This window comes from Pinisolibacter sp. DMC100 (assembly GCF_056313705.1).
Genome location: NZ_JBQUZT010000002.1, coordinates 848,176 through 859,836, shown reverse-complemented (window position 1 = coordinate 859,836; position 11,661 = coordinate 848,176). Strand labels below are relative to the sequence as shown.

Genomic DNA, 11,661 nt, shown 5'->3' with positions numbered 1-11,661 from the left:
CGCTGGCACGGCGGTTGCCCCTCTCGGGTTCACCGGCGCCGGAGAATGCGCCGGTCGCAGAGAACTCGAGGAGGAACCGCATGTTGGACGTCAATCCGAGTGCCAAGATCGCCACCGTCGTCGCCGATCTCGGTCGAGCCCTGGAGGCGGGCGACGTCGAGGCCGCACTCGCCCTGTTCCAGGCCGACTGCCATTGGCGCGATCTCGTCAGCTTCACCTGGAACCTCCGTACGATGGAGGGCAAGGATCAGATCCGCGAGATGCTGACGAGCCAGCTCGCGGCGATCCGCCCCACCGCCTTCGCCGACGACTTCGCCGCCGGAGCGAGCCATGCCGGTGGTGTCACCGAGGGCTGGTTCTCCTTCGAGACCGAACTCGCCCGGGGCTATGGCCACATCCGCCTGAAGAACGGTCTGATCTGGACCCTGCTCACCACCATGTCCGAGCTCAAGGGCCACGAGGAGCCGAAGGGATTCCGTCGGCCGATGGGCGCCGAACACGGCCACGACCGCAACCGCAAGACCTGGATGGAGAAGCGCGAGGAGGAGACCGCGACGCTCGGCTATTCGGTTCAGCCCTACGTGCTGATCATCGGCGGCGGCCAGGGCGGCATCGGCCTCGGCGCCCGCCTGCGTCAGCTCGGCGTGCCGACCATCATCATCGAGAAGAACCCGCGCCCGGGCGACAGCTGGCGCAACCGCTACAAGTCGCTCTGCCTGCACGATCCGGTCTGGTACGACCATCTGCCCTATCTGCCGTTCCCGGAGACTTGGCCGGTGTTCGCGCCCAAGGACAAGATCGGCGACTGGCTGGAGATGTACACCAAGGTGATGGAGCTCAACTATTGGAGCTCGACGGTCGCCAAGTCGGCGAAATACGACGAAGCGACGAAGGAGTGGACCGTCGTCGTCGAGCGCGAGGGCAAAGAAGTCGTCCTCAAGCCCAAGCAGCTGGTGCTGGCGACCGGCATGTCGGGCAAGGCCAACGTACCGAAGTTCCCCGGCCAGGACGTCTTCCGCGGCGAGCAGCAACATTCCTCCAAGCACCCCGGCCCCGATGCCTACGCGGGTAAGAAGGTCGTCGTCATCGGCTCCAACAACTCGGCGCACGACATCTGCGCGGCGCTGTGGCAGGCCGACGCCGACGTCACCATGGTGCAGCGCTCCTCGACCCACATCGTGCGCTCCGACAGCCTGATGGAGATCGGCCTCGGCGGCCTCTATTCGGAACAGGCGGTGGCGGGCGGCATGACCACGCGCAAGGCGGATCTGATCTTCGCTTCGCTCCCCTATCGGATCATGCACGAGTGGCAGATCCCGCTCTACGACCAGATGCGCGAGCGCGACGCCGACTTCTACGCCGCGCTCGAGAAGGCCGGTTTCATGCTCGACTGGGGTGCGGACGGCTCCGGTCTGTTCATGAAATACCTGCGTCGCGGCTCCGGCTACTACATCGACGTCGGCGCCTGCGACCTGATCATCGACGGCTCGATCAAGCTGAAGTCGGGCAGCGACGTCTCGCACCTGACCGAAGACGCGGTCGTGCTGAAGGACGGCTCGGTTCTCCCCGCCGATCTCGTCGTCTACGCCACCGGCTACGGCTCGATGAACGGCTGGGCCGCCGACCTGATCTCGCAGGAGGTCGCCGACAAGGTCGGCAAGGTCTGGGGTCTCGGCTCGGCGACGCCGAAGGACCCCGGCCCCTGGGAAGGCGAGCAGCGCAACATGTGGAAGCCGACGCAGCAGGAGGCGCTGTGGTTCCACGGCGGCAACCTGCATCAGTCGCGCCACTATTCGCAGTACCTGTCGCTCCAGCTGAAGGCCCGTCAGGTCGGCCTGCCGACGCCGGTCTGGGGCCTGCAGGAGCGCCACCATCTGTCGTGAGGCCCGACGGCCGGACGGCGTCGCCGCCGTTCGGCCGTCGCCCCGTTCGGTCCGCACAGGAGCAGGCGGTCGCGCCGCAGGATGCGCTTCAGGTGGGCGAACGGCATTTCGACCTTCTTTCGAAGCCGGCGCGAGGTCGCGTACTCCGGCGTGGTCGCGATGTCTCGCGCCATGTCGCGAGCGCCCTCCCAGATCGAACGCGGGATCTTGCGAAGCTCTGCACGCGGGCGGTATCGGGACTCGAGCGACCTGCCCGCACGACCGCCGAGGGCTCCACATCGACGATGATCGCGTGGTCGAGATCGATGAGGTCGTTCGTCGAACAGGCGAACCGGGCCAGCCCGCCGCCGGCTCCGGTCCACCGGGCGGCGGGATTCGTCGGCGACAGGAACCTCGGCACCACCTCGGTCGCCCCTCCTGCCGAAACACGTCTGGTCAATCCGCGTGCGATTGGAAGAGGGCGGATCGCAATGCGATCTCGCGTCGCCACCTCGATCTCCACGCGCGAGCTCGCGAGACGGTCAGGCAACCGCCGTCTCACAGACTCGTCAACTTCGGACGCCCGTCGACGGTGAGGCGCATCCGGCCGCGGTCGACCCGCAGGAGCCGGAGCGGCAGGGATTTCTCCTCCAGCCGACGGCGGAGCAGCAGCAGACGCGTCTCCAGATTGTCCTTGAGGTCGGGGAGTTTCAGGCCGTCGGCCAATCGCAGCTCCCGATTGGTGAACTCGTTGCGCCCCTCGCCGTCGACCACGCCGAGCATGTGGACGAGCAGGCGACCCGAGACGCCCTTGATGACGTATTCGTCGTCGACGAAGACGCTGTCGTCGAAGCGGTGGTGCACGATGCGGATCGTCCGTCCGGTCGAGCGCGGCACGATCGTCGGGGACGGGGGCGCGGTGCCTTCGGCACTCGCTTCGGCGACGGCGATGCCGGCGGCGATCTGACGGGCGAGTATGGTGAGGATCGCCTCGTCGTCGGCATCGAAGGCGAGGCGTCGCCGGCTTTCGGCGAACAGGACTCCGCGCATCTCTCCGCCCGCGGTGAGCGGCACGGCGATCCGGCTGAGAGCGTCGGCGAGCCAGGGAACGGCGATGCTGCGGGTGCGGTTCTCGTCGTCGGACGAGGCGTGGACGGCGGCGGCGAAGCGGCGCTCGCGGCTCAGGTCGGCGATGCGGACGGTCAGTCCGGACTCTGCCGCCACGCCGATCTGACCGACCCCGATCGGCACCTCGGACCCGATCCCCGATCGCTCGTAACCGAGACTGCCGATCGTCGTGAGGACGCCCCGGGTCGGGTCGAGAAGGAGGATCAGCACGTGCTCGAGACCGAGATCGGCGGCGAGGCCGGCGAGCGCCGTCTCGATGATCGCGTCGAGTTCGTTCCGATCGGCGATCTTCCCCACCAATTCGGCGATATCGGCGTAGGAGCGGGGCCGTGTGAACACCGGGTCGACGGTCTCCACCGGCGAGGGGACCAGGTGGATCGCCTCGACGCGGTAGATGTCGACGCCGCGAAGGCGCATCACCGACGTCGGGCCGGTCTCGGTACGGGCAGCTTCGAGACGGGCCGAGAGACGGTCGAAGATCGGGCCGTCGAGCAGGGTTTCGCGAAAGTGGACGTCGAGCCGGTATTGCGCGCCGCTGCGACCGTCGACCAGAAGCAGGGTGGCCCGGGGATTTTCTCGAACGTTCTTGGCGGTCTTGCCGAAGAACTGGTTCGACAGGGCGACACGGGTGGCGTCGACGGCGACGACCTGGGAGAGATAGGACACGTTCGGTCGCCCGCTCGCGTCGGTGGTCACCACCAGGGACGGGATGACCCCGTCGAAACAGGCCGAGAGATCGGTGAGACGGATCGTCATCGCGCGAGCTCCAACCGCGACCCGGCCGTCGCCCCCGGGGTCTGGACGTAGATCGCGTCGATCGCCACCGAGACCACCACGGCCTCGCGCGGCGTCAGCCACGGGGCCATCACCGCGGCGGGGACGCCGAGCTCCTCCAGCGTCACGGAGACCGTCGCGATGTAGCGATCGGCCAGGGCGACATCCTCCGGTTCCGCCGGCCGCCACCGACCGCGCCCCTTCACCTGATAGGCGACGTAGTCGCTCGGCCGCACGAAGGTGACGGCGACCTCGCCGTGATGCTCGATGTCGTCGATCAGCGCGGGCCATTGCCAGCGCGACACCACGAGCTCCACCACGTCGCCGTGTCCGAGGCGTGCGCCCATGGCTCGACCGAGCGACGGGCGGAGATCTGCGTCGCAGCTCGCGACGACGATCATGACGGGGCTGACGAAGAAGGCCCGTCGCTCTTCATCCAGGATCATGGCTCCTCCGCTGCCTTCGGCGCTTAGGAATGTCTTAGGATCGGGGACGCTCACTTAAGGTTCATTTAGGAAGGCCCACGTCGGCGAGGCGCTTATGAGAAGGCTCCATCGTCTCACGGGGAGCCCCCGATGTCCTCCATCGAAATCACCCATCCGAGATCGGTCGTCGCCGTCGTCGGCGCCGGACCGGCGGGTCTCGCTTCGGCCGCCCATCTCCTGCGCCACGGCCTGGAGCCCGTCCTCTTCGAGGCCGCCGCCGACCTCGGCGGGCAATGGAACGGCGGCACGCCGGGCTGCGCCACCTGGCCCGGCATGCGCACCAACACCAGCCGTATCATGACCGCCTTCGCCGATCTCGACCATCCGGCGGGAACCGCCACCTATCCGACGCGCGAGGCGATGCTCGAGTACCTGCGCCGCTATGCCGACGTCATGGCGGTCACTCCGCGCATCCGGTTCCGCACCCGCGTCGAGACGATCGCGCCCGGCGAGGGCGGTTGGCTCGTCACCTCCTCGGGGGAGGGGGACACGCGGCGCGAGGTCTTCGCGCGGGTGATCGTCGCCAGCGGCCGGCACGGCGCTCCCTTCGTGCCGCAGATCCCCGGCCTCGAGACCTTCACCGGACGTCTCGGCGTCGCCCATGCCGGCTCTTACGACGGCGAGGCGCGCCATCGCGGCGCCACCGTCGTCGTCGCCGGTTGCTCGATCAGCGCCCTGGAGATCGCCTCGGCGCTCGCCCTCGGCGGGGCGCGACGGGTGATCGTCAGCCGGCGACGGCAGCGCTACGTCCTGCCGAAGTTGAACGCCGGCCTGCCGACCGACCATCTGCTCTTCAACCGCGCCGCGGCGCTGGCCGGCGAACGGTTGCCGCCGGCGGCGCTGGCGGCGGGATTGAAGGCCGCGGTCGTCCGCGCCGGCGGCGATCCGGCGCCCTATGGGGCGGGGGCGGCCGACCCCGACGTCTTCGTCGCCGGCATCACCCAGTCGCAACACTTCCTGCCGGCGGTCGCCGAAGGCCGCATCGAAACACGGCCGTGGATCGCCTCGGTGGCGGGGCGCGTCGTCCGCTTCACCGACGATACGACGATCGAGGCCGACGCCGTCCTGTTCGGCACCGGCTACCGTCTGTCGTTGCCGTTCCTCTCGGCCGATCTCGCCCGGACCCTCGGGCTCGACGAGGGGAGCGCCGATCTCGCCGATCACACGTTCCACCCCGATCTGCCGGGGCTCGCCTTCGTCGGCCTCTACGACCTCGTCGGCCCCTATCTGCCGGTGCTGGAGCTCCAGGCCCGTTGGGTCGCCCATGTCTTCGCCGGGCTGCAAGCCGCCCCGAGCGACGGCGACCTGCGTGCGGCGATCGCCCGTGGACGGGCCGCACGGGCGATGGGGCCGCCGCCGATGCATGCCCTGGCGATCCTCTTCGCCCGTCGCGCCGGCGTCGAACCCGATCCGCGCGACTGGCCGGAGCTGGAGCGCACGCTGCTCTTCGGGCCGCTGTCGCCGGCGAGCTTCCGCCTCGTCGGCCCGGATGCCCGCGCCGATGCGCCGGAGCGCACCGCCGCGGCGGGCCGTGCCTTCGGTCGCGACGGCGGCAATGCCTACACCGACGAGGAGGCGGGGCTGCGCGACCGCCTCCTCGGCGATCCCGCGGTCGCTGCCGCCTGAGATCGATGCGGCGCGGCCGGCGGGGTTCGACCACCGCCTGCGCCGATCTCCTCCCACATCGCCGCCGCGGGGCGGCTCGACATCACCAACCGAGGAAATACGCCATGTCCAGATTGTTGTTCTTCCCCGTCATCATCGTCGCGTCCTTGTGGGGCGCGGCGCGGGTCCAGGCCGCCGACGGTCCGATCGAGCGCGGGCGCTATCTGGTGACCATCACGGGTTGCTCGGACTGTCACACGCCCGGCGCGCTGCTGGGCAAGCCGGACGCCGGGCGCTTCCTCGGCGGTTCGGACGTCGGCTTCGACATCCCCGGTCTCGGGGTCTTCGTCGGCCGCAATCTGACGTCCGACCCCGAAACCGGGTTGGGGAAGTGGTCGGACGACGAGATCGTCGCGGCGATCACCACCGGCATACGCCCGGATGGACGCCACCTCGCCCCGGCGATGCCCTGGCCGGGTCTTTCGAAACTGACCAAGACGGATGCCCGGGCGATCGTCGCCTATCTGCGCAGCCTGCCGCCGGTGAGGAACGCCGTGCCGGGTCCGTTCGGCCCGAGCGAGATGCCGACCACGCTCGTCCTCACCGTCCTGCCCGGCGGGGTTCATGCGAAGCTGAGGCAGCCTTCCCAGTGATTGATGACACCACCCGGACGGCATCTGTTCTTCCGGCGCGATCTCTGGTGTCGTGAGGCGCACGCCCACGACCGGACGATCGGAAGATGCCGAACGGCATCTTCTTCGTGTCGAGAACCGATCTGCCGGAACGTCACCGCCCCGACACGACGATCCGGAACCGCTTCGACCGATGGGCCGAAGCGGGGATCCGGATCGGCGTGTTCGAAGCTCCGGCTGTGACGCGGCGCGGGGTCTCCCGGCAGATCGGCGCGGCGAGTGGTTGAAACGACGCGGGGTGATGGGGTCGAACCAGGTTCCCGTCGAGTGGCGCGAGAAGGGTCCTCGACGTTCGTCGAGAGGACGAGCATGCCCCCCCCGAGCCCACAGGCGCACGGCCTTACCGCTCCGCCGCCGGGCTTCGTCAAAGTACCGCGCGCCTGCTGCACCGGGCGATGCTGCGACTGCGCCATCGCCTCGGGCGGTGACACCCCCTGGTTCGCTCGTCATCGACGAGAGGCGCTTCCGCCGACCACTCGTCGCCGGCTCGGCGCGTGTCGAGGGGGCCGTCGGCATTCTATTCGGCCGGCTCGGCCCGGATCGGATCGTGCTCCGGTTCGATCGTCGAGGCGTGGTGGTGGAGGAGGGGGCGGCCGCCCGTCAGGGCGCGGATGACGACGTAGAACACCGGCGTCAGCACGAGGCCGAAGACCGTGACGCCGATCATGCCGGAGAACACGGCGACGCCCATCGCCCGACGCATCTCGGCGCCGGCCCCGGTCGAGGTGACCAGCGGCAGAACGCCCATGACGAAGGCGAGCGAGGTCATCAGGATCGGCCGGAGCCGGAGCCGGCTCGCCTCGATCGCCGCGGTGATCGGCGTCCGGCCGGCGAACTCCAGTTCGCGGGCGAATTCGACGATCAGGATGGCGTTCTTCGCCGACAGGCCGACCAGCACGATCAGGCCGATCCGGGTGAAGATGTTGGCGTCTCCGCCCGACAGCCATACGCCCGTCATCGCGGCGAGCAGTGCCATCGGCACGATCAGGATGATCGCGATCGGCAGAGCGAGGCTCTCGTATTGCGCCGCGAGCACCAGAAAGACCAGGAGCAGTGCCAAAGGGAACACGATCGTCGACGAATTGCCGGCGATGATCTGCTGATAGGTGAGCTCGGTCCATTCGAAGCCGAAGCCCTTGGGCAGGGTTTCCGCCGCGATCCTCGCCACGGCCGCCTGGGCCTGATCGGTGGAGAAGCCGGGCGCCGTGTTTCCGTTGACGTCGGCCGCGAGGAAGCCGTTGTAGCGCATCGCCCGTTCGGGACCGGCCACCGGCCGTATCCTGAGCAACACCGACAGCGGGATCATCTCGCCCGACTTCGACCTGACCTCCAACTTGCCGATGTCCTCCGGCCGGGCGCGGAACGGCGCGTCGGCCTGCATCCGCACCGAATAGGTTCGGCCGAAGCGGTTGAAGTCGTTGACGTAGAGCGACCCGAGATAGATCTGCATGGTCTCGAACACGTCGGTGACCGAGACGCCGAGCTGGCGCGCCTTGACCCGGTCGACGTCGGCGAAGAGCTGCGGCACGTCGATCTGGTAGCCGGAGAACGGTCGCGCCAGTTCCGGTACCTGGGCGGCGCGGGCCAGGAACGCCTTGACGACGCCGTCGAGCGCCTCGTAGCCGCGCCCGGCGCGGTCCTCGATCTGCAGCTTGAAGCCGCCGATGGTACCGATGCCCTGCACCGGCGGCGGCGGGAACATGGCGATGAAGGCGTCCTGGATACCGGCGTACTTCTTGTTGAGCGACAGGGCGATCGCCCCGCCGGAGAGCGCCGGCGAACGACGCTGCTCGAAATCCTTCAGCACGACGAAGACGATGCCGGCGTTGGAACTGTTGGTGAAGCCGTTGATCGACAGGCCGGGGAAAGCGAGCGCGTTCTCGACCCCGGGCTCGGCCAGCGCGATCTCGCCCATGCGACGGACCACCTCCTCGGTGCGATCGAGCGTCGCGCCGTCGGGCAATTGGGCGAAGCCGACCAGATACTGCTTGTCCTGACCGGGCACGAAGCCGCCGGGCACCGCCTGGAACACCGCCCAGGTGCCGCCGAGCAACGCCGCGTAGACCGCCATGGCGAGGCTCTTGTGCCGGGCGACGCGGCCGACGCTGGCGCCGTAGGCCGCCGATCCGCGCCGGAAGACGGTGTTGAAGCCGCGGAAGAACCAGCCGAAGAGGAAGTCGATGATCCGGCCGAGCCGATCCTTCGGCGCGGCGTGGTCGCGCAGCAGCAGCGCGGCGAGCGCCGGCGAGAGCGTCAGCGAGTTGATCGCCGAGATCACCGTCGAGATGGCGATGGTGAGTGCGAACTGCCGGTAGAACTGGCCGGTGAGCCCGGTGATGAAGGCGAGCGGCACGAACACCGCGACCAGCACCAGGGCGATGGCGACGATCGGCCCCGACACCTCGCGCATCGCGTGATAGGCCGCCTCGCGGGGGCCGTGGCCCTGCTCGATGTTGCGCTCGACGTTCTCGACCACGACGATCGCGTCGTCGACGACGATGCCGATGGCGAGGACTAGGCCGAACAGCGTCAGCGCGTTGACCGAGAAGCCGGCGACGTACATCACCGCGAAGGTGCCGACGATCGACACCGGTACCGCCAGCAGCGGAATGATCGACGCCCGCCAGGTCTGCAGGAACACCACGACGACGATCACCACCAGGGCGATCGCCTCGAACAGGGTTTCCACCACGGCGCGGATCGAGGCGCGGACGAAGCGGGTGGTGTCGTAGACGATCCGGTATTCGACGCCCTCGGGCATGGTCTCCTGGATCTCCGCCATCACCTCGCGGACGCGATCGGAGATCTGGATCGCGTTGGAGCCCGGCGCCTGGAACACCGGCACGGCGACCGCCGGCTTGTTGTCGAGCAGCGAACGCAGCGCGTAGGACGAGGCGCCCATCTCGATCCGGGCGATGTCGGAGAGCCGGGTGATCTCGCCGTTCGGTCCGGATTTGACGATGATCGCGCCGAACTCCTCCACCGTCCGGAGACGACCTTCGGCGTTGATCGACAGTTGCAGGTCGAGCCCGGGCACCGAAGGCGCCCCGCCGACGACGCCGGCCGCCGCCTGGACGTTCTGGGCGCGGATCTCGGCGGCGACCTCGGTCGCCGACAGGCCGTGGGCGGCGACCCTTTCGGGGTCGAGCCACACCCGCATCGAATAGTCGCCGGCGCCGAAGATCTGGACGTCGCCGACCCCGGGGATGCGGGCGAGCCGATCCTTGACGTTGAGCAGCGCGTAGTTGCGCAGGTAGGTGACGTCGTAGCGATCGTTCGGCGACAGCACGTGGACGACCATCATCAGATCGGCCGAACTCTTCACCGTCGTGACGCCGAGGGCGCGGACGTCGGCCGGCAGCCGCGCCTCGGCTTGAGCGACGCGGTTCTGGACGAGCTGCTGGGCCTTGTCGGCGTCGGTGCCGAGCCGGAAAGTGACCGTCAGCGTCATCAGCCCGTCGGTGGTCGCCTGGCTCGCCATGTAGAGCATGTTCTCGACGCCGTTGATCGATTCCTCGATCGGCGTCGCCACCGTCTCGGCGATCACCTTGGGGCTGGCGCCGGGGTACTGCGCCCGCACCACGATCGAGGGCGGCACCACCTCCGGATATTCGGAGACCGGCATCGAGACGAGCGCGAGCAGGCCGGCGACGAAGATCAGGACGGAGAGAACGCCCGCGAAGATCGGCCGGTCGATGAAGAACTTGGAGAGGTTCATGGTGATCCTCGTTGAGGTACGGCCGACTGGTCGCCGCGCCGGCGGGCGCCGCGGGATGGAACGACGAAAGGGAGAGAGAACGCCGCCGGTCCGCTTCGGCGAGGTCGGCCGAGGTCAGTCGCTCGACGCGAGACGCGGCACGGCGCGGGCGCCCATCGCGACCTCCTGCGCCGCGACCGGCGAGCCGGGACGCACGCGCTGGAGACCGTTGACGATCACCCGTTCGCCCGCTGAAAGCCCCTCGGTGACGACCCTGAGGCCGTCGACCGAGCGACCGAGCGTCACCAGTCGGAACGCGGCGCGATCGTCGGCACCGACCACCATGACGTAGCGCTTGTCCTGATCGGACCCGACCGCCCGTTCGTCGACCAACAGCACCGATTCGGGCTCGGCCCGCCCCATCTTCAGGCGAACGAACTGGCCGGGCATCAGATCCCCGGTCGGATTGGCGAAGACGGCGCGCAGATGGACGGTCCCGCTCGCCGCGTCGACGTGGTTGTCGATCAGTTGCAGCCGGCCGACCGCCTTGCCGCGGCCGTCGACGGTGGTCATCTCGACGGGAATGTGGTCGAGCGCGGCCCGAATGCCGCCGCCGTCGGAGAGACCGTCGAGGGCCCGCCGCAGGATGCTCTCGTCGACGTCGAAGGCGGAGTGGATCGGATCGATCGACAGGAGCGTCGTCAGCACCGGCGCCGAAGGTCCGCCGTCGACGAGGTTGCCGGCGGTGATCTCACGCCGGCCGACACGCCCGGCGACCGGGGCGACGATCTCGGTGTAGCCGAGATCGAGACGGGCCGAGGTCAGCGAAGCCCGAGCGGCGCGGAGGTTCGCCTCCGCCTCCTTCTCGGCGTTGACCCGCCCGTCGAGCTCGCGGGAGGAGACGGTGCGGGTGTCCCACAGCTTCTGACCGCGGTCGAGATCCGACCGCGCGGTCGCCAGCCGTGCTTCGGCGGCCGCCACCTGGGCCTCGGCCCGCGCGACGATCGCCGCGTAAGGGGCCGGGTCGATGGTGACGAGCCTGTCGCCCACCGCGACCGGCTGGCCTTCGGCGAAGTGGACGGCCTGCACCACCCCGGCGATGCGGGCCCGCACGTCGACCTTCTCCACCGCCTCGAGCCTTCCCGAGAACTCGTCCCAGAACATCGTGTCGCGACGGGCGACCGTGGCGACCGTCACCGGGACGGCAGGGGGTGCGGCCGGAGCCGCGGTGACGGTCGCTTCCGCCGCGGGGGCGAAGGAGCCGGGAAGGCCGGATCGGGCGAAGAGGACGGCGGCGACGGCGAAGCCCACCAACGCCACGACGGGCGAACCGACGCGGCGCGGACGGTCGGGGCTGCTCGGAACGGGAGTATCGAGGGGTGACGACATCGGCTTGCCTCACATCTGTAGTGACCACT

General features: G+C 69.2%; 8 protein-coding genes and 1 pseudogene. 4 read left to right on the top strand and 5 right to left on the bottom strand.

Annotated elements, in window-relative coordinates:
* Positions 1 to 80: 80 nt before the first annotated feature.
* Entirely contained in the window at positions 81 to 1,883 is a 1,803-nt protein-coding gene (locus ACT541_RS12800) for an NAD(P)-binding domain-containing protein (protein WP_476137432.1), read from the top strand.
* Here the strand turns inward: ACT541_RS12800 and ACT541_RS12795 are convergent.
* From ACT541_RS12795 to ACT541_RS12785, 3 genes and pseudogenes are all read right to left on the bottom strand, one after another.
* Positions 1,826 to 2,101: pseudogene (locus tag ACT541_RS12795) on the bottom strand (hypothetical protein); the annotation flags it as partial. The gene ACT541_RS12800 and the pseudogene ACT541_RS12795 overlap by 58 nt on opposite strands.
* A gap of 319 nt (positions 2,102 to 2,420) precedes the next feature.
* A complete protein-coding gene (locus ACT541_RS12790; RefSeq protein WP_476137430.1) occupies positions 2,421 to 3,746 on the bottom strand; it encodes a GAF domain-containing protein in 1,326 nt (441 codons plus the stop codon).
* The gene (locus ACT541_RS12785; RefSeq protein ID WP_476137428.1) at positions 3,743 to 4,210 is read right to left on the bottom strand and encodes a pyridoxamine 5'-phosphate oxidase family protein; all 468 of its coding nucleotides are present in this window, start codon (positions 4,208 to 4,210) and stop codon (positions 3,743 to 3,745) included. Before ACT541_RS12785 ends, ACT541_RS12790 begins: the two co-directional genes overlap by 4 nt.
* A gap of 129 nt (positions 4,211 to 4,339) precedes the next feature.
* Here ACT541_RS12785 and ACT541_RS12780 point away from each other — a divergent pair, with 129 nt between their 5' ends.
* The 3 genes from ACT541_RS12780 to ACT541_RS12770 all read left to right on the top strand — a co-directional run bounded on the left by ACT541_RS12780 (position 4,340) and on the right by ACT541_RS12770 (position 6,773).
* Positions 4,340 to 5,875 carry a flavin-containing monooxygenase gene (locus ACT541_RS12780; protein WP_476137426.1) on the top strand — a complete coding sequence of 512 codons (1,536 nt, stop codon included), beginning with the start codon at positions 4,340 to 4,342 and terminating at the stop codon, positions 5,873 to 5,875.
* Between the two features lie 104 nt (positions 5,876 to 5,979).
* Positions 5,980 to 6,507, top strand: coding sequence for a c-type cytochrome (locus tag ACT541_RS12775; RefSeq protein WP_476137424.1), 528 nt, complete (start codon positions 5,980 to 5,982; stop codon positions 6,505 to 6,507).
* An 86-nt stretch (positions 6,508 to 6,593) separates the two neighbouring features.
* Entirely contained in the window at positions 6,594 to 6,773 is a 180-nt protein-coding gene (locus ACT541_RS12770) for a hypothetical protein (protein ID WP_476137422.1), read from the top strand.
* A 290-nt stretch (positions 6,774 to 7,063) separates the two neighbouring features.
* Here ACT541_RS12770 and ACT541_RS12765 read toward each other — a convergent pair whose 3' ends face one another.
* Positions 7,064 to 10,264 carry an efflux RND transporter permease subunit gene (locus tag ACT541_RS12765; RefSeq protein ID WP_476137420.1) on the bottom strand — a complete coding sequence of 1,067 codons (3,201 nt, stop codon included), beginning with the start codon at positions 10,262 to 10,264 and terminating at the stop codon, positions 7,064 to 7,066.
* Positions 10,265 to 10,378: 114 nt separating this feature from the next.
* A complete protein-coding gene (locus tag ACT541_RS12760; protein ID WP_476137418.1) occupies positions 10,379 to 11,632 on the bottom strand; it encodes an efflux RND transporter periplasmic adaptor subunit in 1,254 nt (417 codons plus the stop codon).
* Positions 11,633 to 11,661 lie beyond the last annotated feature (29 nt).